The organism is Phenylobacterium sp. RIFCSPHIGHO2_01_FULL_69_31, from assembly GCF_001824475.1.
Classification (GTDB): Bacteria; Pseudomonadota; Alphaproteobacteria; order Caulobacterales; family Caulobacteraceae; genus Phenylobacterium.
This window is the reverse complement of record NZ_MHXN01000036.1, coordinates 19,535-20,592: the sequence shown is the minus strand read 5'-3', so window position 1 is coordinate 20,592 and position 1,058 is coordinate 19,535. Positions and strand designations below refer to the sequence as shown.

Below are 1,058 nucleotides of genomic sequence, written 5' to 3'. Positions count from 1 at the left end.
CGTAACCACCTGACCCATGCTCTCCTCCTCTTCAGCAGGAGCTATGCTCCCGCGGGTGGTGGAGAGCCGTCCACAGCATCAGTTGCGGACATGCTGGGCGTCCGCTGGTGGACCGCAACGACCTCCCGCTCAGTTTCGCGGCGTCATGCTCCGCTCCCCGCGCGAAGCGAGAGGGGAGAGGTTCGCGCCCTACCATCTTGGGAAATCCATAGACTCCGTACTGCGCGGGCCGCCTCGCCGAATCGAAGCCGCGGCGGCCTGTTGGATCCAGCGGCAGCGTACCCGCAGCCCGTCCCCTAAGCCGCCACCCGCATGTCCGCGCCTTCCAGCACCCGGATGATCTCGCTTTCGCGCTCGTTCCACAGGATGGCGACGTTGGCGGCGCGGCGGGCGTCGGGGCCCAGGGCGGCGATCACCTGGGGTTCGCGCAGGGCGCGTTCGGAGAGACGGAGGAGGGTGCGCTGGCCGCCCTGGTCCACCGTCACGTCGTGGAAGCGCAGCACGGCGTCGACCACGGCGGCGGGCGGGGGCGGGGGCCGCTGCGGGGCCTGGATCGGGCGGGGGTTGAAGCGCGACGGGCTGAAGCGGCCGGGGGTCGGGCGGCGGGGCTGAAAGCGGGAGGCCATCGTTTAGCTCCTTGCGGATGTTCGATGGTTCTGGTTTTGTCTGGTCGCTACGACAGAAGCGGACGCAGGAAAGATCATGCGGCACGAAAAAGGTGCGCGGCTCCTGGAGCTGGCCCGGCTGATGGCCAGCAGTGCCGAGGGCCTGACGCTGGACGAGATGGCCGACCGCCTGGGGGTCGGCCGGCGCACGGCCGAGCGTATGCGCGACGCGGTCTGGGAGATGTTTCCCCAGATGGAGGCGGTGGACGATCCGCCGACCCGCCGTTTTCGCATACCCGCCGGCCTCGATGGACTTTTCCAGGCCCCTACCGCCGAGGAGCTGGCCGCGCTCGCCGCCTCCGCCGAGATGATGGACCGCCAGGGCGCCGCCGGGCGGGCCGCGGCGCTGCGCTCGCTGGAGCAGAAGGTGCTCTCCGCCACCCGGGCGTCGGC

General features: G+C 70.7%; 1 protein-coding gene and 1 pseudogene. One reads left to right on the top strand and one right to left on the bottom strand.

The genetic code is table 11. The features are described from left to right. Positions 1–296: 296 nt before the first annotated feature. On the bottom strand, positions 297–626 hold the full coding sequence (locus A2790_RS19515) for a hypothetical protein (protein ID WP_293395226.1): 330 nt from the start codon (positions 624–626) through the stop codon (positions 297–299). Positions 627–702: 76 nt separating this feature from the next. On the opposite strand from A2790_RS19515, the pseudogene A2790_RS19510 reads away from it, so the two are divergent. After that, positions 703–1,058 (top strand): annotated as a pseudogene (locus tag A2790_RS19510) (DNA-binding transcriptional regulator); the annotation flags it as partial.